Genomic DNA, 21,631 nt, shown 5'->3' on the forward strand with positions numbered 1-21,631 from the left:
GTGGTTGTCACCATCGTCGCCGTGGTCTTCGCCTTTCAGCGCAAGCTGGTCTACTTCCCCTCCCCCGGTTGGCGGATTATGCGATCGCGTGTGAGGGTGACGAGTTCTTCGAGGCCGAGATCCAGGCCGGTTCACCTTCACCAGCCCGGCCGGGAAGACCTACACCCGCGAACCAGAACCGGTACTCGGCGACCCGCCACCCTTCTAAGCCATCGCCAGGTCTTGTTGTTCTGCAACGCAACTCGCACCTGGTGACCAGGCACGCACCCGGACTACGCCCCGCGACCACCTGCGCAAACCGACCCGACATTCCTGGTCAGCCGCAGGCGCGCCCGAAACCGCAAGCCGAAGCACGCAACGCAACCACCTCAAGACGTCAGTTCGACCCTCAGAACCCCACCCCGCTGCACGAACTCTTCGGGCAACCACGGCTGAGCCTGCCGACGACCGTCCCACCGCACGTCCCGCACATGAATGTTCGGAGCTCCCGGCGCAAGAACCGTGATACCACGCTGGACGATCCGAGCCTTGGGGAACATCGGACTGGACACGTGCAGCTCAGCACTGCTGGGCGTACGCGGGTACAGCCCGAGCGCCGCGAACACGTACCAGGCCGACATAGTGCCAAGATCATCGTTGCCAGGCAGCCCACCAGGACCAGTGCGGTAGACGAGCCGAGCCATGGCCCTGACCGTCTCCTGAGTCTGCCGAGGCTTCCCGAGCTCGTTGTAGATCCACGGCGTGTGAATCCCGGGCTCGTTGGTGGGGTCGTACCGAAGCGCATCACCACCAGTGGCCCACGACCCGTCCGCCCGGTGGAAGAACGCGTCGAGCCGAGCAGCCGCGACATCCTCGCCACCCATGACCTCGGCAAGCCCCTGGACGTCGTGCGGAACCATCCAGGTGTAGGTCGCACTACTCCCCTGCGCAAAGCCGAGGTCGGACGCGGGGTTGAACGGCGCCACCCAGCTGCCGTCGGCCTTCCGAGCCTGCTGATACCCGGTCGCAGGGTTGAACGTGTTGCGCCACCAGGCCGCCCGCTTCTGCAGTTCCTCGCCGGACCGCCCCAACCTGCGAGCCAGATCGGCGAGCGCCTGGTCCGCCACCGCATCCTCAAGGGTCTCCGCGGCACCACCCCAGCAGTGACAGGTGTCGTGCGGGGCAGAACCAAGGCGCAGGTACTCGGCGAGGTTCGGCCGCTGCCCTTCGCACTGGCCGGGACACCCCTTGTCGGACAGCCCGTCCGGGTGCGGAACGGTGGCCTGGCGCAGCAGCGAGTCGTACGCGGCATTGACGTCGAAGTTCCGGGCGCCCATGGCATACATGCCCGCGACGGCCGGAGCGGACGGATCGCCGGTCATCACGTGCGTCGGCCCGTTGACGTGCACCCAGCGGTCCCAGACACCACCGTTCTGCAACGCGAGGTTGAGCAACGACTGCGCGTAGTCGCCGGCCACCTGCGGTTCGAGGAGCGCCAGGAGCTGGGTGTGGGCCCGGTACTGGTCCCAGCCGGAGAAGTTGCCGTACTGCACCCGCTGGCCAGGCGCGAGCTTCCGCACCTTCCGATCACTGCCGAGGTACGTGCCGTCCACGTCGCTGGCCACGTTCGGCTGCAGGAACGCGTGGTAGAGCGCGCTGTAGAAGATCGTGCGCTCATCGGCCGTCCCGCCGTCGACCTCGACCGCGCGAAGTTGCTTCGCCCAGGCCTTGCGCGCTTCCTGCGCAACATCTGAAACAGCGGCGTGCTGCGGAATCTCCGCCGCGAGGTTGCGCCGGGCCGCTTCCGCACTGGTGTAGGAGATGCCGACGCGAGTGGTCACCTTCGTGTCCGCAAAGGACACATAGCCGCCGGAACCCTTGCCCGCGCGGTTGTTCCCGGTCAGATAGCCCTCGCCACCGGACGCAGTGGTGGTGCCCGGACGGAGCTCGCTGTTGACCCACGTGCCGTAAGACGTGATCGGCCGGTCGAAGCTCGCCGTGAAGTACAGACGGTAGTAGGTCTTCTGGTTGTTCGTCCCGCCGTTCGCACGACGGCCGCAGAACGCGCCGGTCAGCACCGAACCCGACACCGTGTTGGTCGCCGGGTCGATGGTGATCTCGGCGTCCTCGCTGCCGTTGAGCGAGTTCGAGACGCGGAACAGCAACGAGCCCTCGGCCGGAAAGCTGAACTCACCGATGCCCGCACGGGTCGTCACCGACAGGTCCGCCCGAGCACCCGACTTCAGCCCGACCCGGTAGCGGCCGGGCTCGGCGATCTCGTCCACGTGCGTGAAGTCGCTGGCGTAGACCTGATCCTTGGTGTCCGCGGTCGGCGACGAGGTGATCGCGCCGACGTGCGGCATGATCGGCACGTCCCCCGCCGCACCGGGATGACAGCCCGCGCCGTTGACGTGCGTGAGGCTGAAGCCGCGCACGCGAGTGGCGTCGTAGGCGTACCCGTTGGCAGCGCCGGTGTTCGTCTGGTCGCCACGCGTCGACGTGGGGCTCCAGGAGATCATCCCGAACGGCCGCACCGCCCCCGGATACGTGTTGCCGCCGCCCGCCGAACCGATCAGCGGGTCGACGAACCGCGTGTCATCCCTGACCGCCGCGCTCGCGGGAGTCGCCAGCGCGGCGGTCAGGACAGCTACCAGAACTACCGGGAGCGCTCTCACGAACCGGGACGGTAACCGGTTTTCAGTAAACGCAGGGTGGCCGATAACCGTCGATCTCGAGTCCCCGGAACTCCAGGTCGTTCTTCGTCTTGCCGACGAACACCAGGCCACGGGCGTCGTCGAGGGCATCGGACAACGGGTACGAAGGCTTGCCGAGCTCCGGCAAACTTGTCCACTTGTCAGGGTTGAAGCTGAAGAACTTCGTCACCAGCCTGCCCCGCGTGGACGGGATCTTGGTGACCCACTTGTCGCCACCGCTCCAGTGCGACGCGGGCCGCAGCTGGACGTAGAGGTCGTTGGTGGCGCTGTAGGTCATCCAGAAGCCGTGCGACTTCGAGAGATCGGCCTGTGCCTCGAACTTGTTGCCCAGCCAGACGACCATCACGGCCCAGTCGTCAGCCAGAAACTTGATCTTCGCCGTGTAGTCGTGCCGGTTGCGCGGCACGAGGATGCTGCCGGTCGCGGGTTCGGTGGCACCCTCACCACTGGCGATCCACTGCTGCAACCGGTCGATGGACGGACTCTTGCACTCCGCGCCGCGTGAGGCGTTCGCGGTGGTCGTCGAGCCGAGCGTGAACAGCGCGCACGCGATCACGGCGATGCGGCCGAGTGTCGAATTCAAGCGCATCTCGCGGACCGTACTCGCAATTGGTATGAACCATTTCGTTCACTGTTGACGGGCGTTACCTGGAAGGCGGATTGTGAGGCTGCCTCACCGCGGCCCACAGTGAACATCGTGCTGCCTGCCAGATGGCTTGGATTCATAGGTGTCGTAACGGTTTTCTGCGTCCAACTGACCTCTCCGGCAACCGCTTCGAGCGACTGCCCGACATCCGTCGACGACCGGTCGTTCGCCTCCGTCTCAAAACTCCGCGAACTCAACGCGACCGTGGCCGGGTTCGGCGTGCGGTCCACCGGCAGTCCGGCCCACAACGGGCTGATCTCCTGGCTGGAACGCCGCGTCTCCCACCTGCCCGGCATGTCCGTGCGCTCCGAACGCATCCCGATCCAGCGCTGGCAACCCGGCCCCGGCCTGCTCCTCTCCGGCGGCGCGGTGCCGGTGGCCTCCGCGATCCCCTACTCCGCGCCAGGGCTGCGTTCCGGCGACCTGATCCACCTGCCCCTCGGCACGCCGATCACCGCCGCCAACGCACGCGGCAAGGTCGTGCTGCGCGACTTCCCGCCCGTCGACCGCGGCTACCTCGCCGAGCCACTGCTCGACCGCGACATGATCGACGCGGGCACAGCCGGTGCCGCAGGCGTGATCGTCGCGTTCCCGTTCCCGCACGACCAGGTCCGCGGCTACTGGGACCCGCACACCGGCACCCACTACCGCGTGCCGGGCGTGTTCATCGGCTCCGACGCGGCCTCAAAGCTCCAAGTCGGCACCCGCACGACCATCGGCGTGCTCGCGGCCCGTCTCCCGGCCGTGACGCGCACGCTCATCGCCACGCTGCCCGGCCAGAGCGCCGAACGCATCGTCCTCGACACCAACACCGACGGTGTCGGCTGGGTCCAGGAGAACGGAACCGTCGGCCTGCTGGCTCTCGCCGAGCACTTCGCCCGGCTGCCGTTGCGCTGCCGCCCGCGCACCCTGGAGTTCGACTTCGCCACCGCGCACCTGCACCGCTCGTCGGAAGGCAGTGAGTTCCGGGCCCGCGCGCTCGACACCGACTACGACGCGGGTTCCGTGGCGTTCGCGTTCGTCATCGAACACCTGGGCACCCGCGAGTTCCTGCCCAGCAACGGCTCTCTGCGACCAACGGGCGCGGCCGAGCTGGCCGGCTGGTTCGCGGGCAGTCCCGCGCTCGCCCAGGCAGCCTCGGTGGCGCTGGCCGGACGCGCGGTGGACCGCACCTTCGTCCTGCCCGGCAGCGACCTCCCAGTGCCGGATCGGGCACCACCGCAGTGCTCGTTCGGCGGCATCGGCACGCACTTCCACTCGCACCTGGTGCCGACGATGGCGATGATCTCCGGCCCGTGGACGCTCTGGGCACCGTCGTTCGGCGCCGAAGCCGTTGACCACGAACGGATGCGGCGCCAGGTCCTGGCCGCGGGCGACGCGATCACGGCTCTCGCACCCGTTGCGCGAGACCAGATCGCCGGGCCGTACCTCGATCTTCGACGAGCCCGAGCCGCGGGTGCCCCCACCTGTTCACACGACCTACCGCCCGCTCGGGCGCCGCGATAGGAACAGGCCCGCCCTCAGTTTGAGAGCGGGCCTGCGTTGTACGCCGGCGCGTAGCCGGTCGGCCGGGCGGTGAACGTGCCGCGGCCCTGCGTCCGGCTGCGCAACCTCGTCACGTAGCCGAACATCTCCGCGAGCGGCACCGAAGCCGTCACCACGGTCTCGCCGTTCCTGGCCTCCGAACCGAGGATCCGGCCCCGCCGCGCGCCCAGATCACCGAGCACGCCACCGATGTACTCCTCGGGCACGGTGACCGTGACCTCGGCGATCGGTTCGAGCAACGTCATCGCGCCCGCCTTCAGGGCCTCGCGGAGACCCATCCGGCCGGCCGTCCGGAACGCCATCTCCGACGAGTCCTTGACGTGCGTGGACCCGTCGGTGAGCGTCACGCGCAGCCCCGTCACCGGGTGGCCGAGCGGTCCCTCGGCCAGCGCGTCCCGGCAGCCCTGTTCGACTGCGCGGACGAACTCCTGCGGCACCCGCCCACCGGTGACCGTCGAGCGGAACTCGAAGCCGGTCTCCAGCGGCTCGGTGTCGATCACGACGTGCGCGAACTGCCCCGAACCTCCGTCCTGCTTCACGTGCCTGTGAACGAATCCCTTGACACCTGAAGCGAGAGTCTCGCGATAGGCCACCCGCGGACGACCCATCGTGATCTCGATGCGGTGGCTCGTGCTGGCCTTCTCCACCGCGACCTCCAGGTGCAGCTCACCCAGACCCGACAACACGGTCTGCCCGGTCTCGGTATCCGTCCTCACTTGCAACGACGGGTCCTCATCTATGAGGTGTGCCAATGCCTCGGCCAGTCGCCCGGTGTCGGCGGAAGCCCTAGCTTCAACCGACACTGAAACCACTGGCTCTGCCGAAACCGGAGGTTCGAGCAGCAGCGGAGCCGTTGGCGCGCAAAGGGTCGTGCCCGTGCGTGCCGACTTCAGCCCCACCAGCGCCACGATGTCCCCGGCGACGGCGGACTCGACCGGCGTGTGCCGATCAGCCTGCACCCGCAGGATCCGCCCGATGCGCTCGATCCGGCCGCCCACCAACACGGACTCTCCCTTGTGGAGGGTGCCCGAGTACACGCGGACGTACGTCAACCGGCCGGTGGCGGTGGCGTTCACCTTGAACACCAACGCCGCGAACGGCGCGTCCGGATCCGCCTGCCGCTCCTCGCCGTCGACGCCCCGCACCGGCGGAACGTCCACTGGGGACGGCAGGTACGCGATCACCGCGTCCAGCAACGGTTCGATGCCCCGGTTCCGGTACGCCGAGCCGCACAGCACCACGGTTGCGGCACCCTGTCTCGTGAGGTCCCTCAGCGCAGCACGCAACGTGTCATCGGACAAACCTCCGTCGAAGAACTCCTCCAACGCCTCGGGATGCAACTCGGCCACGGCCTCTTCCAGCATCCGGCGACGTCGTTGTGCTTCTGCCAGCAGCGTTGCCGGCACAGGCCCCTCGACCAACGACGGTTCCCAGGTCAGCGCCCGCATCGTCACCAGATCGACGACGCCGACGAACCCGTCCTCGGCCCCGATCGGCAGCTGAACGACGAGCGGAACCGTGTGCAAACGCGTTCGGATCGAGGTGACGGCCTGGTCGAGGTCCGCACCCGCCCGGTCGAGCTTGTTGACGAACGCGATCCGCGGCACGCCGTGCCGATCAGCCTGCCGCCACACGGACTCACTCTGCGGCTCGACACCGGCAACGCCGTCGAACACCGCGACAGCCCCGTCCAGCACGCGCAAGGAGCGTTCGACCTCGTCGGAGAAGTCGACGTGCCCAGGCGTGTCGATGAGGTTGACGCGATGCCCGTCCCACGTGCAGCTGACGGCCGCGGCGAAGATCGTGATGCCGCGATCGCGCTCCTGCGGGTCGAAGTCGGTGACGGTGGTGCCGTCGTGCACCTCGCCGCGCTTGTAGGTGGTGCCCGTCGCGAACAGGACGCGTTCGGTCAGGGTGGTCTTGCCCGCATCGACGTGGGCGAGGATGCCGAGGTTGCGGACAGCGTTCAACGTGGTCGTGCGCATGGCTGTAACTGCCTTTGGTGTCAAAGATTTACGGGGTCAGCGCGATGACCCGGCGAACCCGCTCAGGGGTTCGTCAGACACTCCGGCGCCCGGCGCGCAGCAGGCGACCGGGGTGCGAGGACACGAGGATCACGTCGAAACGGGACGGGAGGACAACAGCGGCGGTACGCACGGCCGGTCCCCTCTCGTCTCGATGGTGATGATCGTGGAGTGTAGACACAGGAACACTCGCACGACAGCGGTTTTACCGACTCAGGAGCGCCTGCGTCTTACCCGCAACTGTTCTAACAACGGGCCACAGCTCGTTGTTCCGCCAGTTCGCGACGCCGGCGGTTTCGATGGTGTCGAGGAGTTCGCGCAGCTCGTGGACCGCGTCCACCTCGGGCTGGTCGCGGAAGAGCACGCCGAGCTCGAATGACATGTCCGGATCCATCACCTTGCGGATCGCGTATTCGCTCTCGCCGGCCATCAGCCATCGCACGCAGTGGTAGAGCTCCACGCGTTTCTCGGGCTTGTCCACTCCGGCCTGGACGGTCGCGTCCAAGCTCCAGAAGGCCACCAGCTTCTCCGCGTGTTCCTCGGACTCCCACTGCCGCAGGGACTCGAAGTCCCGCCACGCCCTGGTCAGCTCCCGGTGCACCGCGGGCTGGTACACGCCGCGCACGCGGAAGTTCGCGAGGTGGACCCTCGGCATGACCAGCCGCACGAAGCGCCCGTGCCCACGCCCGCGGTGCCGTCCGACCACGAGGACGCTCTCCGTACCGTCCCACTGCGGCGGCAGCACCCACACCTTCGTGCCCGGCGAGAAGTGCTTCAACCCCTCTGCGGCCACGTTCGCGACCACGCACCACCCCAGCAGCTCGTCCACCGCCACAGTCTGACCCGGAACACCGCCGCTTCGCCTGCCGTTATCAGTCCATGCGCCTCTGTTTGCTCGGCGACTCGATCGCCGCGGGAGTGGGCAGCACGCGCCGGGAACACACGCTCGGCCCACTGCTCGCCGCGCGTCTCCGCACAGCTGGGCACGACGTCGAGCTGAGGGTGCACGCCGTGCCGGGCGCCCGCTCAGCCGACCTGAAGACACAGGTCCGAGCCGCGATCGCGGGTGGCGTGGACCTCGCCGTGATCGTGATCGGGGCGAACGACCTGACCAGGTTCGTGCCCGCGCACGTCGGTGCTCAGCAGCTGCACGACGCCGTCGCCGACCTGCGCCGTGCGGGCGCTGCAGTCGTCGTGAGCACCGCACCCGACCTGAGCGTCGTCGCGCACGTGCCACCTGCGTTGCGTGATGTCGTGTCGGCCGTGAGCCGCGACTACGCCCAGGCGCAGCTGCAGGCCGTCATCCGCGCAGGTGGCGTGGTCGCTCATGTCGAACGCGCGGTCTCGGCACGGTTCGCCGCGGATCCGAAGCTGTTCGCCGCCGACCGCTTCCACCCGTCCGGCGCCGGTTACCAAGTCATCGCCGAGGCGCTCGCACCCGCCGTCGAAGCGGTTCTCCATGCCTGAGCGATTGCGATCACAGGCTGCGCGTCGTACTGTCCGCACTAAGTTCAAGCATTGAACGAATGAGGTGGATGATGAGCGCGCCCACTCCGGCGGACAAGTTCTCCTTCGGTCTGTGGACCGTGGGCTGGCAGGGTCGCGACCCGTTCGGCGAGGCCACGCGGCCTGAGCTGGACGTCGTCGAAGCGGTTCGGCGACTGGCCGACCTGGGCGCGTACGGGCTGTCGTTCCACGACGACGACCTGTTCGGGTTCGCGGCGACCGAGCGCGAGAAGCAGATCGGCAGGCTGCAGGGAGCGCTCGAGGAGACCGGGCTCGTCATCCCGATGGTCACGACGAACCTGTTCAGCCACCCCGTGTTCAAGGACGGCGGCTTCACCAGCAACGACCGCGGCGTGCGGCGGTTCGCGCTGAAGAAGGTGCTGCGCAACATCGAGCTGGCGGCCGAGCTGGGCGCGCAGACGTACGTGCTGTGGGGCGGGCGCGAGGGTGCGGAGTACGACACGGCCAAGGACGTGCGGGCCGCGCTCGACCGGTACCGCGAGGCCATGAACCTGCTGACCCAGTTCGTCACGGATCGCGGCTACAACCTGCGGTTCGCGATCGAGCCGAAGCCGAACGAGCCGCGCGGCGACATCCTGCTGCCGACGGTCGGGCACGCGCTGGCGTTCATCACGACTTTGGACAAGCCCGAGCTGGTCGGCCTCAACCCCGAGGTCGGGCACGAGCAGATGGCCGGCCTGAACTTCGTGCACGGCATCGCGCAGGCGTTGTGGCACGACAAGCTCTTCCACATCGACCTCAACGGCCAGCGCAGCATCAAGTACGACCAGGACCTGGTGTTCGGGCACGGCGACCTGATGAACGCGTTCGCGCTGGTCGACCTGCTGGAAGGCGCCGGTTACGACGGACCGCGGCACTTCGACTACAAGCCGTCCCGCACCGAGGACATCACGGGCGTGTGGGACTCGGCTCGCGCGAACATGCGGACGTACCTGCTGCTCAAGGAACGTGCGGCCGCCTTCCGCGCCGACCCCGAGGTGCAGGAAGCGCTCGCCGTTGCCGGTGTCGCCGAGCTCTCGCAGCCCACGTTGGACGCCGGTGAGTCCTACGACGACCTGATGAAGGACGACGGCTTCGACCCGGACGCGGCCGGCGAGCGCGGTTACGGGTTCGTGCGGCTCAACCAGCTCGCGCTCGAGCACCTCGCCGGAGCGCGCTGACATGACGCTCGTCGCGGGCGTCGACTCCTCGACGCAGTCGTGCAAGGTCGTGGTGCGCGAGGCGGAGACCGGCAGGCTCGTCCGGGAGGGCCGCGCGGCGCACCCGGACGGCACGTCGGTCGATCCTGCGCACTGGTGGACGGCGCTGCAGACCGCCATCGAGCAGGCCGGTGGGCTCGACGACGTCGCCGCGGTGAGCGTCGCCGGGCAGCAGCACGGCATGGTGTGCCTCGACGAGGACGGCAACGTGGTGCGGGATGCGTTGCTGTGGAACGACACCAGGTCAGCGGCCGCCGCCGCGGACCTCACCGCCGAGCTGGGCGCCTCGGCCTGGGCCGAGCGGATCGGCCTGGTGCCGGTCGCGTCGTTCACGATCACCAAGCTGCGCTGGCTCGCCCAGCACGAACCGGCCAACGCCAAGCGCACCGCCGCCGTCTGCCTGCCGCACGACTGGCTGACGTGGCGGCTGAGTGGCTCTCAGGACCTGGCCGACCTGGTCACCGACCGCTCGGATGCCTCGGGCACCGGCTACTTCGACTCGGTCGCGAACGAGTACGTCCCCGACCTGCTCGAACGTGCCCTGGGCCGCGCGGACGTCGTGTTGCCGCGCGTGCTCGGACCCACCGAGTCGATCGACGGTATCGGGCCGGGTGCGGGCGACAACGCGGCTGCCATTCTCGGTGTCGGCGCGGGCTCGGAAGTGCTGGTGTCGCTCGGAACGTCCGGTGTCGTGACAGCTGTCAGCGATGTGCGGGCGGCGGACGCCTCCGGCATCGTCGCGGGATTCGCCGACGCGACCGGCCGCTACCTGCCGCTGGCGTGCACGCTCAACGCCGCTCGCGTGCTGGACGCGACCGCTCGCATGCTGGGCGTTGATCTTGCCCGGTTGAGCGATCTCGCGCTGTCCTCTGTTCCGGGTGCGGAAGGCCTCGTGCTCGTGCCGTACCTGGAAGGCGAACGAACCCCCAACCTGCCTGACGCGACGGGTGCACTGCACGGGCTGACGCTCACCAACGCCACGCCCGCCAACATCGCGCGCGCGGCAGTCGAAGGCATGCTCTGCGGACTCGCCGTGGGCCTCGACGCACTCGCCGAACAGGGCGCGGACGTCACGGGCGTGCGGCTCGTGGGTGGCGCAGCGGTGTCTCCTGCCGTGCGGGAGATCGCGCCGATGGTGTTCGGTGTGCCCGTGACAGTGCCTGCGCCCGGTGAGTACGTGGCTGACGGCGCGGCTCGTCAGGCTGCATGGACGCTCACGCGCGGGACGACGCCGCCCGAGTGGACGGGCTCCGAGAGCACGCGGTACGAGGCTACCGAGGTTCCGGACATCCGTGCGCGATATGGCGACGCGGCACAGAAGTATCTGAGCCGATGACCGCCGGAGACCGTGCCCGGACCGCACCGCGATGCTTGACCGGATGACCACCGTCGACCACCTGCGTCAGGTTCGCCTCGGCAACCTGCGCACGGTGCTGCTCGCCCTCGTCGACAAGCCGGGTTCGCGGGCGGACCTCGCCGCCCGCACCGGCTTGACCAAGGCGACGCTCTCGAACCTCGCCGAACCGTTGCTGGCCAACGGAATCCTCATCGAGGACGCCGCCACGCTCGCGGGCATGGGCAGGCCCTCCAAGCCGTTGCGCTTCCACCCCGACGGCCCGGTCGCGGTCGGCGCGGAGATCAACGTCAGCCACCTCGCCGTCGAGACGATCGGTCTCGACGGCGAGACCATCTGCCGCCGCCTCGTGCCCACGGACATCCGCACCAGCACCGCCGCCGAGGTCCTCGACCGCGTCGCCGAGCTGGTCCGCGAGATCACCCCGCCGCGCCCGGTGCTCGGCGTCGGCCTCGCGGTGCCGGGTGTGGTGCACGACGGTGTCCTCGTGCGCGCCCCCAACCTGCCGAAACTCGTCGGCGAACCCCTGGCGGACGCGCTGGGCCGACGTCTGGACCTCGACGTCGAACTGGACAACGAGGCCAACCTCGCCGCCCTCGCTCACCTCTGGCCCCGGCACCTCGCGGGCGAGGACTTCGTGCACGTCTCGGCGGACGTCGGCATCGGCGCGGGCATCGTGCTCGGCGGCGAGGTCTACCGCGGCGCCAGCGGTTTCGCCGGCGAGCTCGGCCACGTCGTGATCGAACGCAACGGCGTCCGCTGCACCTGCGGCAGCCGGGGCTGTGTGGAGCGCTACGCGGGCCTCGACGTCATCCTCAAGGAAGCCGGCCGCCGCCGCCTCGACTCCCTAGCCAAAGCCCTCGACGCAGGTGATGCCAAGGTACTTCAGGCAGTGCGGGACGCCGGACAGGCGCTCGGCGTCGGCCTGGCCACCCTGATGAACCTCTTCGACGTCCCGACGGTCGTGCTCGGCGGCAGCTACGCCGTGCTGCACGAGCACCTCAGCGCCGCGGTCCAGTCCGAAATGGACACCAGGGTGCTCGCGGGCGGCGAACGGCACACCCGGCTGGTCGCCTCACCACTCGGCGAGTTCGCGGTGGTGCGCGGCGCGGCCGGGCTCATCACTCGGCGCGCGGTGCAGCAACCCGAGCGCCTCTTCGCATAGCCAGACCACCCAGCACGGCGGCGGCCACGCCCACCACCAGCGAGACGTATCCGCCGACGATGCCGTAGCCGGTCCCAGGCCCACCCTTCGCCATCAGCACGACGAGCACGCCCACGGCCGCCCCGGCCACGCCGCTCGCCACTGCCACCACACCACTCCGGCGACGCGTGAGCGCCAACAAGCCGTACACGACACCGAAAAGCCCGAGGGCGGCGCCGACCAGAGACCAGGCGCGCCCCGCCGTCAACCCGTACACGACATCTGCGGCAATCACGGAAGTAGACATGGCACGAGGATGTCCGCCGCACCCGCCCGCGGTCGTCGTGCGAGCGCAGACACCTCACTACCGCAGGCGCTGTAGGCCGAACTCGTTCCAGGTGATCGCACGAGCGGCGCCAGCTACTACGGGCGCAGCAGGGCCACGCCGTCGGACGAGCCCGGCACCAACCGCGACAAGCGCGGCAAGCCACGCCACCGCACAAGCACCACGCCAGCTACGGCGGGCGCGGCGGGGCACGGCACAAGCACGACACCAGCCACCACAGGCACAGCAGGGGCCACACCGCCGCACGAGCCCGGCACCAACCACCACAAGCGTGGCAAGCCACGCCACCGCACAAGCACCACGCTAACTACCGCGGGCGCGGCGGGGCCACGCCACCGCACGCGCACGACATCAGCCACCACAGGCACGGCAGGGCCACGCCGCCACACGAGCACAACACCAGCCACCACAAACGCGGCAAGCCACGCCACCGCACAAGCACCACGCCAGCTACCGCGGGCGCAGCGGGACCACGCCGCCACACGAGCACGACACCAGCCACCACAGAGCCACGCCGCCACATGAGCACAGCACCAACCACCACAAGCGCGACAGGACCACGTCGTCGCATGAGCACGGCACCAGCTGACACACCCGCAACACGCCCGCCATCACACGCGCACGGCACCAGCTATGGCGGGCGCAACACGCCACGCCGTCGCACGAGCGCGGACGCCTTGGGCCCGGCCTCCGGTCGCCGTCCCCGCACAGGCCTGATCTACTGCGGGCGCAGTAGCCGCGGAGTCATCCGAGCGCACGATCTACCAGCACTAACACGGCGTTAAGGTGCACCCATGCGCAAGCACTGGTTGGACTGGGCGATCGCTGCCGGGGTGGCGGCGAGCCTGGTCGTGGCCGGACACGGAGCATCCCCGCTGGGTTACGTGCTGCTGGCGGCGAGCGGACTCGCGTTGGTGGCCAGAAGGCGAGCCCCGATCGCCGTCCTCGCCGCCACCGGTCTCACCGCGCTGGGCTACCAGGCGCTCGGCATCGACGTCCCGGTGATCGCCTTCCTGTTCGCCGTGTACTCGACGATGCGGGCGGGCCATCGCGTGGTCACGGTCGCCGGATCCGTGCTGATGCTCGCCATGCTCCCCCTCGCCGCGCTCATCTCGCCGCGCGGCCTGACGACGTACGAGGCGTTCGCGCAGACCCGCGACGTCCTCCAGATCGCGTGGCTCATTGCCGCCGCAGCCGCGGGTGAAGCGCTTCGACAGGCTGAACGGCGCGCTGACGAAGCCGAGCGCACCCGCGAGGAGACCGCGCTGAGGCGTGCCAACGAGGAACGTCTGCACATCGCCCGAGAACTGCACGACTCGCTCACGCACCAGATCTCGGTGATCAAGCTGCAGGCCGAGGTCGCGGTCCACCTGGCTCAGAAGCGCGGCGAGGACGTCCCCGAGCCGCTGCTGGCGATCCGCGACGCCGGGCGAGAAGCCGCCAGAGAGCTGCGAGCGACCCTCGAAGCGCTTCGGGACGACGACAAGAACCCTCCGCACGGCATCGACGACGTCCAGGATCTCGTTCAGCGGGCCAGGTCCACCGGCCTGGACGCGCAGCTGACCATCGAGGGCGAGCGCAACGACGTCCCGGCTGCCGTCGGGCGGACCGCGTACCGGATCGTGCAGGAGTCGCTCACCAACATCGCCCGCCACGCCGCCGCCGCGACCGCCGACATCCACATCGACTACCGGCCGGACGCGCTCGTGATCCGAGTCGACGACGACGGCACGGCGAACCCCGGCACCGCAACAGACGCGGGCGTCGGACTGCTCGGCATGCGCGAACGCGTCACAGCCCTTGGCGGCACGCTCGCGGCCGCGCCACGCACCGAAGGCGGCTTCTCGGTCCAGGCCGAACTCCCGGTGGCACAACCGTGATCCGCGTCCTGCTGGTCGACGACCAGCCGCTCATCCGCAGCGGTTTCAAAGCCCTGCTCGACGCCGAGGACGACATCGAGGTCGTGGCCGAAGCCGCGGACGGCCTGCAGGGCCTGCAACGAGCCCAGCAACACCGGCCGGACATCGCCCTCATCGACATCCAGATGCCCACGATGGACGGCATCGAGGCGACCCGGCGCATCGCCGCGGACCCGGACCTCACCGGCACCCACGTCGTGATCCTGACCAACTACGGCCTCGACGAGTACGTGTTCAACGCGCTCAAGGCAGGCGCGGCCGGGTTCCTCGTCAAGGAAATCCAGCCGGAGGACTTCCTGCACGCCATCCGCGTCGCCGCGCGAGGTGACGCGTTGCTGGCCCCGTCGATCACCCGCAAGCTCATCGACCGGTACGTCAGCCGCCCGCTGCACCCGAACGGCGACCTCCCGCAGCTCACCAACCGCGAGCGCGAAGCCGTCGTCCTGGTCGCACAAGGCCTCTCCAACGACGAGATCGCCACCCAAATGGTGATCAGCCCGCTCACCGCCAAGACGCACGTCAACCGCGCCATGATGAAGCTGCACGCCCGCGACCGCGCCCAGCTCGTGGTGATCGCCTACGAGACCGGCCTGGTCGTCCCGCACAGCGCCTGATCATCACCGCGAAGGTAGGTGGCGCGTTCCGCGAGAGTCAGGTCGCGGCCGGTCTCCGCGCAGATCCGCCGCTCGGCGTCCGAAGTGGACAGCGACCACCGGATGATCCGCGCGTCGTTCGCACCCGACAACAGCTCGTCGTCCCCGATGAACGCGACCGCCTGCACCGGTCCGGTGTGCCCCGAAAGCGTTGTGCCGGTACGCGTCCCGAGGTCCCACACGATCACCGAGTGGTCCTCTCCCCCGGACGCGAGCTTTCCACCGCCGGAGCTGAAGGCCAGCGTCACGACCGGCGCCGAATGCCCGGCCAGAGTCATCAGCTCGGCACCGGACGCGACGTCCCAGATCTTGATCGTCTGGTTGGCGCCCGCCGTGGCGAACTTCGTGCCGTCCGGGCTGATCGCCACGTCGCGGACATCGCCCTGGCCGGTGCTGACACGTCGTTCCAGCTTGTCCGCGGCGACGTCCCACAGCATCGCGCCGCCCGCCGGATCGGTCGAGATCAGCAGCCTGCCGTCCGGCGTGAACTCCAGCGCGCTCGCGATCCACGGAGCGCCGGAGAACTTGCCCTGCTGGAAGTCCGGCACGCTCCAGCGGAACCGGCCGACCGACGCCGTGACGATCCCGCGCCCGTCGGGCTGGAAAGCGAGATCGGTCGAGGCACCCAACCCGCTGTAGGAGAACTCCTTGAGACGTTCGTGCCGGCCGTGGTCCCAGACGGTGATGGTGTGGTTGCGCGTGAGTGAGGCGATCGTCGAGCCGTCCGGACTGAACTGCACGGCCTCCACCCGGTCCGGATGACCGTCCAAAGTGGCCACAAAGGTGCCGTCCCGCCGCCACAACCGCACAGTGCCGTCGTCCCCGGCGGACACGACCTCGTCCTGGCGCACGTCGAGGTCGTTGATACCGCCGTCGTGCCCGGTGAACGGCGGCACGGCGTTCTCGCGCACCGCCACCACCCGGCCGAACCCGGCTGACACCAGCAGGTTCCCACCGCGGCCGAGCGCGAGCGCCCTGGACTCGGTGCGGCCGCGGTCGCGGTAGGTGGTGATCGGGCGGCCGGTGCGGATGTCCCAGATCGTGATCAGGCCGTCCTCGTCCGACACCGCCATCCGGTCACCGACCGGCGCGGACGCCTCCCACGCGTACGGCCCCTGCTTCGGCAGCTCGGACTTCAGGTGGCCGGCGAGGTCCCAGAACTTCACCCCGTTGCGCAACGTGGCCGTGACGACGGTGGCGGGTCCGTCGAAGTAGACGTTGTTGACCTCCAGCGACGGGATCTCGCCAACGCGGGCACCCGACGCGACGTCCCAGATCAGCGGGTGGTCCTTGCCGTTCGCGGTGGCGAGCAGCGAGCCGTCCTCGTTGAACGCCAACGAGTTCACCTCGTGCGCATGTCCCCGGAAGGTCCGCCGGGTGTTGGCCGCGAAATCCCACACCTCGACGTCGCCGTTCGCCACGCCGACCGCGACCAGCGTCCCGGCCGGGTGGAACGCGAGCCCGGTGGTGAGTACGTCGAAGCGTTTCGAGAAGACGGGCTTGCCGGTCGTCCGGTCCCAGACCACGACATCGCCAGGACTGCCGGCCAGCGTCGGCATGGTGGCGCTGGACGCGATGAACCTGTCGTCCGCGCTGAACTCGGCCTGCCGGGCATAGCCGCCCTCGGTGAGTCCGTTGTGGTCGGACAGCACGACCTTCCGTTCGTGGGTCTGGATGTCCCACAACGTGACCAGGCCGTCCCGGTCCGCGGTCGCGATCACGTCACCCTGGTGCGACACGCTCACATCCAGCACGGGCGGGCCGTCCGCGTTGAGCTCGACCCGGCGGCGAGGCGCGGAAGCGGTGCTCAGCAACGCGCCTCGCGTGTCGTCGTCGGCGTGCAACCGGAACGCTGCGATGGCCAGCAGTCCGGCCAGGTCGGGAGCGGTGTCGACGAGGTTGCGAGCGCTCAACGCGAGCTGGTGCGCCTGGTCGGTCCGTTGCCGCAGCTGGGCTTCCGCCGTCTGCCACCACGCGACGCCACCGCCACCCGCGGCGAGCAGGAGCAACACGCCCATGATCGAGACCAGCCTGGTCAGCAGCCGGTTCCGCCGCTTGACGCTGACCTGCTCGGCTTCCTCGCCCCGCAGACTGGCTTCGACGAACTCCTGCTCGGCCGCGTTGAGCTCGCCGGGGTGTTCCTGGGCCCACGCCGACGCGGCGATCAGCTGAGCGCCCCGGTAGAGCGCGCCGGCGTCGCGGTCCAGCTCGGTCCACGTGTGCGCGGCCGCGGTGAGCCTGCGGTGGACCAGCAGCGTCGAGCGGTCGTCGGAGAGCCACCGCTGCAGCCGCGGCCAGGCCCGGATCAGGGCTTCGTGAGCGATCTCGACGGTGCCCTCGTCGAGCACGACCAACCGGTCCGCGACGAGCCGGGCGAGCACCCGGTCGATGATCTTCGGCGCGGCGATGCCGTCGAGCTCACCGCGGTGGATCGGTCTCCGGGTGTCCTCGGTGCCGTCCCCGAACGCCGTCAGCCGCACCAGGATCCGCCGCATCGCCGGCTGCTCGACGTCCCGAAGCTCGTCGTACGCGCGTTCGGCCGTCTGGGCGATCGCGCCCCGGACACCACCTCCGGCCCGGTACGCGGCCAGGGTCAGCTCGCCTTGTGAACGTTGCCAGGTCTCGACGAGCGCATGGGAGAGCAACGGCAGCGCGCCCGGTTCGGCCTCCACGTCGGCCAGAACCGTGGCCAGCAGGTCGGCGGCGACCGGCAGGCCGCTCATCGCGGCGGGTCGCAGCACGATGTCCCGCAGATCCGCGGTGGACGGCGGTCCGACCAGCACCGTCGCCTCGTCCGCCAGCGCTTCGACCAGGCTCGGGTGCTGGGTGACGTGCGCCAGGAAGTCCGCCCTGATGCCGAGCACCACCCGCGTGCGGCGATGTGGCCCCTGGGCCGCGTCCAGCAGCACGCGAATGAACTGTGAGCGTTCACTTTCATTGGTGCACAAGGTGAACAGCTCTTCCAGCTGGTCCACCACGAGGAGCAGGCGCACGTCGTCCGGCCCGTTCGCCAGCTCGTTGCGCACCTCGATGTCGAACGCCGCCGGGTCGGCGGCGAGATCGAGCCGTTTGCCGAGCGCGTTGCCCAGCGCTTCGAGCGGCCGCGCGGTCGGCGTGATCACGATCGGCCGCCACCTCTCGTCGAGCCCGCCGACCACACCGGCCCGCAGCAACGACGACTTGCCGCTGCCCGACGCCCCGAACACACCGACCACCGGATAGCGGTCGATCCGGCGCGTCACCAGCTCGATCAGGTGGTCGCGGCCGAAGAACCACGGGTGGTGCTCCGGCTGGTACGCCATCAGGCCGCGGTACGGGCAGTCGGTACGGATGATCTTCGCGGGTGCGGGCTCGGCGAGCGGTTGACCTTGCAGCATCGTCTCGTGCAGCCCGCGCAGCTCGGGGCCGGGTTCGATGCCGAGGTCGTCGACCAGCCGTTCGCGCGCCCGTCGAAACGCTTCGAGCGCCTCGGCCTGCCTATTAGCGCCGTACAAGGCCGTCATCAGCTTGGCGTGCAACGGTTCGCGGTAGGGGTTCTGCGCAGCCAGCTCCTGCAGTTCGCCGATGACCTCGGCATGCCTGCCCAACGCCAGCTCGGCCGTGAACCGCGCTTCCGCCGCCCTGAGCCGTGCCTCGTCGAGCCGCGCCGCGAACTGGTCGGGCAGATCCGGGAAGGCCGCGCCACGCCACTTGCCCAGCGCCTCGGTGAGCAGGTCGACGGCCTTCGCGGGGTTGCCGTCCGCGAGCGCCCGTTCGCCGTCGTCCAGGAGTTGGTCGAAACGGTTCGCGTCGAGCTCACCCGGTTCGACGGTGATCTCGTACCCGGCGGGCTTGCGGTCGATCCGGCCGCCGAGTGCCCGCCGCAGTTGGTACACGTACAGCCGGACGTTCTCCTGCGCCGAGGCCGGCGGCACCTCCCACAGCGCCTCGATCAACCGCTGCGGGGACACGGGCGTGTTCGCGTGCCGGAGCAACATCGCGAGCAGGATCCGCTGCTTGGCCGACCGCAGCGGGACCTCTCCGGCGTCGTTGTGCACGACCAGCGGACCGAGCACCCGGAACTCCACGCACACCCCCCACGAGTACCGCGAACGTTAACAACGACCAGGCGTTATACGCAGCCGATACGGAGAAATACGCCTCTGCTCCCAGCGTTCCGGCATGTGCGGACCATCCACGTCGCGTTGTCACTGCACAGCGCCCTGCTCGCGAACAAGATCACTTCACGCCTCGCCGCCGTGCCGTGGGCTGCCCCAGGCACTCCCGCCGATGTGACCGTCACCGACGCCGCAGATGCGATCGTCACCACAGCGCGCGGATCACGGACCGTCGCGGTCCTCCAGTCTCTGGATGCGGTCGAAGCCTTCGTACAGGCCGGCGTCACGGGCCTGGTCCTTGCCGACGACCCCCTCGACGACATCGTGCGAGCGATCCACGACGTCCACGCGTTCGGCGGCTGGATCTCGCCGCGCCTGGTGCCGTCCCTGCTGCCACCGCCGCCGCCCGCGTCGCTGACCCTGCGCGAACGCGAAACGCTTCGACTGGTGGCCGAGGGCTGCGAGAACGCCGAGATCGCCGCGGCCATGTTCATCACCGTGAGCGCGGTGAAGTTCCACGTCTCGAACCTGCTCCGCAAGTTCGGCTGCCGCGACCGCACACAACTGGTCTCGCGACTAGGGCGCCCGGTGCCGCTCGCTTCCTAGCGTGCGTCGCATGAGAATCCTCGTCGCGGGACTGATCGCCTTCGGTGTCCTGATAGGACTCGTCAGCCCAGCTCAAGCCGCGTTGCCCTCCTGGCCGAACGTCAAGATCGGCGCCAACGGCGCGGTCGTGCTGACTGCCCAGCACCTGCTGCGCCACCGCGGCTACAACATCGCGGCCGACGGCGACTTCGGCTCGGGCACCCAGGCCGCGGTCAAGCAGTTCCAGACCGCCAACGGACTGTCCTCCGACGGCGAGATCGGCCCGAACACCTGGCCGAAGCTCGTCGTGAGCGTGCAGCGCGGCAACAACAGCGAGGCCGTCCGCGCGGCCCAGGTCCAGCTCAACCGGTACGGCTACGGCCTGTCCGTCGACGGTGACTTCGGCGGCGGCACGTACAACGCGGCCGTGGCGTTCCAGAGCGCGCACGGCCTGTCCGCCGACGGCGTCGTGGGGCCCAACACCTGGCAGACCCTGGTTGGCGGCGCCCCGTCCGGCGGAGGCTCCTACAGCCTGCCGCTCGCCCGCAGCGCCCTGCCGCGCAGCGAGTACGACGACCCGCACCACGACTACCCGGCCATCGACCTGCCGGTGAACACCGTGCCGGCGTACGCGATGGTCAGCGGCACCGCCTACCGCCTCAGCGAGCCCAACGGCTGCGGCAACGGCCTGCGCATCGTCAAGAGCGGCGTCGACTACCTCTACTGCCACCTGTCCGCGTACTCCGTCGCGAACGGCGCCGCGGTGCAGGCCGGCGATCGTGTCGCCACCACGGGCAACACCGGCAACTCGACCGGCCCGCACCTGCACATCGCGATCAAGATCAGCGGCACGTCCTACTGCCCGCAGAACTTCCTGCTCGCGATCTACGACGGCCGCACCCCGCCCGCCCCGTCCTCGCTGCCCAGGACGGGTTGCTTCTACTGACCCGGGATCTCGACAGCCCCGCAGGTGTGCACTTGACCTGCGGGGCACCCGGCCGCGAGCCACGCACGGGTGCTCTCGTGCGCGGCGGAGATCAGCTTGCGCGACTGGCTGAAGTCACCGGGTGACACCTTCAGCGGGCACAACGCGGGCACCACCCGTACGCGGTCGCGATAGCGCTCGACGTCGAGCGTGAGCCGGTGGTTCACCAGCAGCGTCAACGCCTGCAACGCGACTCCCAACGCGCTGCGCGGCGGCGAGGTCAAAGCGCACGCGTAGCCCGTCGGCAGCACCCACACCTCGTCAGCACCGAGGTCGACAGCGTGCGAAACCGGCGCGTTGTTCACCGCGCCGCCGTCCACCAGATACCGCTCTCCCAGCAACACGGGCGGGAACACGCCGGGGATCGCCGTGCTCGCCAGCACCGCGTCGACCGCAGTGCCACTCGAAAGCAACACCTCCGCCCCGGACAGCACATCCGTGGCACCGACGTGGGCGGGCAGAGCAGTCCGGCCCAGGTCCAGATCGCCCAACGACCGTTCCAGCAAACGGCGCAAGGACGAGTTCGGCACCAGATGGTCGCGAAAGCCGAGCAACCCCGACAAGCCCTGCACCGGGCGCAGCGGAAAGACGTCGGTGCGGGACAGCGAGGTCCAGCGAGAAGCCAGACCCTCCACATCGGACGGATTCGCGGCGAACCACACCGCGTTCGCCGCACCGACCGACGTGCCCACGACAAGATCCGGGTGAACAGCAGCCTCGGTCAGGGCCGCGAGCATGCCGACCTCGACCGCGCCCAGACTGCCGCCGCCCGCGAACACGAACGCGGTCGCCATCCCGTCATCCTCGCCGCGCTCACCGCCCCACCACGAGGGGCCAATTCAGCGGTCGCCATCCCGTCATCCGCACCCCTGCACCCAGACCCGGCAAGTGGCCAATTCATCCGCCACGGGTGA

The 21,631-nt window shown here is 69.4% G+C and carries 16 protein-coding genes; 9 read left to right on the top strand and 7 right to left on the bottom strand.

Annotated elements, in window-relative coordinates; translation table 11 throughout:
* Window positions 1-368: 368 nt before the first annotated feature.
* On the bottom strand, window positions 369-2,654 hold the full coding sequence (locus tag ABZX92_RS32915; RefSeq protein ID WP_355568044.1) for a GH92 family glycosyl hydrolase: 2,286 nt from the start codon (window positions 2,652-2,654) through the stop codon (window positions 369-371).
* A gap of 22 nt (window positions 2,655-2,676) precedes the next feature.
* On the bottom strand, window positions 2,677-3,282 hold the full coding sequence (locus ABZX92_RS32920; RefSeq protein ID WP_355568047.1) for a hypothetical protein: 606 nt from the start codon (window positions 3,280-3,282) through the stop codon (window positions 2,677-2,679).
* Between the two features lie 261 nt (window positions 3,283-3,543).
* Here ABZX92_RS32920 and ABZX92_RS32925 point away from each other — a divergent pair, with 261 nt between their 5' ends.
* A complete protein-coding gene (locus ABZX92_RS32925; RefSeq protein ID WP_355568050.1) occupies window positions 3,544-4,845 on the top strand; it encodes a hypothetical protein in 1,302 nt (433 codons plus the stop codon).
* A 14-nt stretch (window positions 4,846-4,859) separates the two neighbouring features.
* Here ABZX92_RS32925 and fusA read toward each other — a convergent pair whose 3' ends face one another.
* Window positions 4,860-6,869, bottom strand: a complete 2,010-nt coding sequence (gene fusA, locus ABZX92_RS32930; RefSeq protein WP_355568053.1) for an elongation factor G — start codon at window positions 6,867-6,869, stop codon at window positions 4,860-4,862.
* 244 nt (window positions 6,870-7,113) lie between these two features.
* Window positions 7,114-7,737, bottom strand: coding sequence for a hypothetical protein (locus tag ABZX92_RS32935; protein ID WP_355568056.1), 624 nt, complete (start codon window positions 7,735-7,737; stop codon window positions 7,114-7,116).
* A 50-nt stretch (window positions 7,738-7,787) separates the two neighbouring features.
* Between ABZX92_RS32935 and ABZX92_RS32940 the strand changes: the two genes are divergently transcribed.
* The 4 genes from ABZX92_RS32940 to ABZX92_RS32955 all read left to right on the top strand — a co-directional run bounded on the left by ABZX92_RS32940 (window position 7,788) and on the right by ABZX92_RS32955 (window position 12,153).
* Window positions 7,788-8,375 carry an SGNH/GDSL hydrolase family protein gene (locus ABZX92_RS32940; protein WP_355568059.1) on the top strand — a complete coding sequence of 196 codons (588 nt, stop codon included), beginning with the start codon at window positions 7,788-7,790 and terminating at the stop codon, window positions 8,373-8,375.
* Between the two features lie 68 nt (window positions 8,376-8,443).
* Window positions 8,444-9,595 (top strand): xylose isomerase, encoded by a 1,152-nt coding sequence (xylA, locus tag ABZX92_RS32945; RefSeq protein ID WP_355568101.1) that lies wholly within the window; start codon window positions 8,444-8,446, stop codon window positions 9,593-9,595.
* 1 nt (window position 9,596) lies between these two features.
* A complete protein-coding gene (locus ABZX92_RS32950; protein ID WP_355568062.1) occupies window positions 9,597-10,970 on the top strand; it encodes an FGGY family carbohydrate kinase in 1,374 nt (457 codons plus the stop codon).
* A 43-nt stretch (window positions 10,971-11,013) separates the two neighbouring features.
* Window positions 11,014-12,153, top strand: coding sequence for an ROK family protein (locus ABZX92_RS32955; RefSeq protein ID WP_355568065.1), 1,140 nt, complete (start codon window positions 11,014-11,016; stop codon window positions 12,151-12,153).
* Here ABZX92_RS32955 and ABZX92_RS32960 read toward each other — a convergent pair.
* Window positions 12,110-12,439, bottom strand: a complete 330-nt coding sequence (locus tag ABZX92_RS32960) for a DUF6223 family protein (RefSeq protein WP_355568068.1) — start codon at window positions 12,437-12,439, stop codon at window positions 12,110-12,112. The genes ABZX92_RS32955 and ABZX92_RS32960 overlap by 44 nt on opposite strands.
* Window positions 12,440-13,272: 833 nt before the next feature.
* Between ABZX92_RS32960 and ABZX92_RS32965 the strand changes: the two genes are divergently transcribed.
* Both ABZX92_RS32965 and ABZX92_RS32970 read left to right on the top strand, forming a co-directional pair.
* The gene (locus tag ABZX92_RS32965; RefSeq protein WP_355568071.1) at window positions 13,273-14,358 is read left to right on the top strand and encodes a histidine kinase; all 1,086 of its coding nucleotides are present in this window, start codon (window positions 13,273-13,275) and stop codon (window positions 14,356-14,358) included.
* Window positions 14,355-15,011: a response regulator transcription factor gene (locus ABZX92_RS32970; RefSeq protein ID WP_355568074.1), complete on the top strand. Its 657-nt coding sequence runs from the start codon at window positions 14,355-14,357 to the stop codon at window positions 15,009-15,011. Before ABZX92_RS32965 ends, ABZX92_RS32970 begins: the two co-directional genes overlap by 4 nt.
* Here the strand turns inward: ABZX92_RS32970 and ABZX92_RS32975 are convergent.
* Complete coding sequence (locus tag ABZX92_RS32975) at window positions 14,975-19,117, bottom strand: BTAD domain-containing putative transcriptional regulator (protein ID WP_355568077.1); 4,143 nt, start codon at window positions 19,115-19,117, stop codon at window positions 14,975-14,977. The two genes, ABZX92_RS32970 and ABZX92_RS32975, sit on opposite strands and share 37 nt — an antisense overlap.
* 96 nt (window positions 19,118-19,213) lie before the next feature.
* On the opposite strand from ABZX92_RS32975, the gene ABZX92_RS32980 reads away from it, so the two are divergent.
* Window positions 19,214-19,753 carry a LuxR C-terminal-related transcriptional regulator gene (locus ABZX92_RS32980; RefSeq protein ID WP_355568079.1) on the top strand — a complete coding sequence of 180 codons (540 nt, stop codon included), beginning with the start codon at window positions 19,214-19,216 and terminating at the stop codon, window positions 19,751-19,753.
* A gap of 10 nt (window positions 19,754-19,763) precedes the next feature.
* On the top strand, window positions 19,764-20,678 hold the full coding sequence (locus ABZX92_RS32985; RefSeq protein WP_355568082.1) for a peptidoglycan-binding protein: 915 nt from the start codon (window positions 19,764-19,766) through the stop codon (window positions 20,676-20,678).
* Here the strand turns inward: ABZX92_RS32985 and ABZX92_RS32990 are convergent.
* Entirely contained in the window at window positions 20,672-21,511 is an 840-nt protein-coding gene (locus tag ABZX92_RS32990) for a patatin-like phospholipase family protein (RefSeq protein ID WP_355568084.1), read from the bottom strand. The genes ABZX92_RS32985 and ABZX92_RS32990 overlap by 7 nt on opposite strands.
* Window positions 21,512-21,631 lie beyond the last annotated feature (120 nt).

The sequence above is a fragment of the Lentzea sp. NPDC006480 genome, assembly GCF_040611995.1.
In the GTDB taxonomy this organism is placed as follows: domain Bacteria; phylum Actinomycetota; class Actinomycetes; order Mycobacteriales; family Pseudonocardiaceae; genus Lentzea.

What these genes read in the sequence shown, in the direction of transcription:
- fusA (WP_355568053.1), bottom strand. Translation starts at nt 6,869, where the DNA reads ATGCGCACGACCACGTTGAACGCTGTCCGCAACCTCGGCATCCTCGCC.
- ABZX92_RS32955 (WP_355568065.1), top strand. Translation starts at nt 11,014, where the DNA reads ATGACCACCGTCGACCACCTGCGTCAGGTTCGCCTCGGCAACCTGCGC.
- ABZX92_RS32920 (WP_355568047.1), bottom strand. Translation starts at nt 3,282, where the DNA reads ATGCGCTTGAATTCGACACTCGGCCGCATCGCCGTGATCGCGTGCGCG.
- xylA (WP_355568101.1), top strand. Translation starts at nt 8,444, where the DNA reads ATGATGAGCGCGCCCACTCCGGCGGACAAGTTCTCCTTCGGTCTGTGG.
- ABZX92_RS32960 (WP_355568068.1), bottom strand. Translation starts at nt 12,439, where the DNA reads ATGTCTACTTCCGTGATTGCCGCAGATGTCGTGTACGGGTTGACGGCG.
- ABZX92_RS32985 (WP_355568082.1), top strand. Translation starts at nt 19,764, where the DNA reads ATGAGAATCCTCGTCGCGGGACTGATCGCCTTCGGTGTCCTGATAGGA.
- ABZX92_RS32990 (WP_355568084.1), bottom strand. Translation starts at nt 21,511, where the DNA reads ATGGCGACCGCGTTCGTGTTCGCGGGCGGCGGCAGTCTGGGCGCGGTC.
- ABZX92_RS32965 (WP_355568071.1), top strand. Translation starts at nt 13,273, where the DNA reads ATGCGCAAGCACTGGTTGGACTGGGCGATCGCTGCCGGGGTGGCGGCG.
- ABZX92_RS32940 (WP_355568059.1), top strand. Translation starts at nt 7,788, where the DNA reads ATGCGCCTCTGTTTGCTCGGCGACTCGATCGCCGCGGGAGTGGGCAGC.
- ABZX92_RS32950 (WP_355568062.1), top strand. Translation starts at nt 9,597, where the DNA reads ATGACGCTCGTCGCGGGCGTCGACTCCTCGACGCAGTCGTGCAAGGTC.